At 45.3% G+C, this 254-nt stretch carries 1 pseudogene; it reads left to right on the top strand.

The features are described 5' to 3' along the window. A pseudogene (locus ETC07_RS16280) lies at nt 1–254 on the top strand (NAD-dependent DNA ligase LigA); the annotation flags it as partial.

Below are 254 nucleotides of genomic sequence, written 5' to 3'. Positions count from 1 at the left end.
AAAATGTTAAACGCATCAAAGACGTCCCACTGGTATTAAAAGAACCTATTGACATTGTGGTGCGAGGAGAAGCTTATTTGCCACGCAAAAATTTCGTCAAACTCAATAAGGAACGCGAACTTGAAGGTAAACCTTCCTTTGCCAACCCGCGTAATGCAGCAGCCGGAACTTTACGACAGTTCGATACGAAAGAGGTGACCAAGCGTGGCTTGGCAACCTTCCTTTATCAAGAAGCGAGTCCTGCGACAAATGAC

This window comes from Halomonas borealis, from assembly GCF_004798905.1.
Taxonomy (GTDB): domain Bacteria; phylum Pseudomonadota; class Gammaproteobacteria; order Pseudomonadales; family Halomonadaceae; genus Halomonas; species Halomonas borealis.
This window is presented reverse-complemented; position numbering and strand designations above follow the sequence as displayed.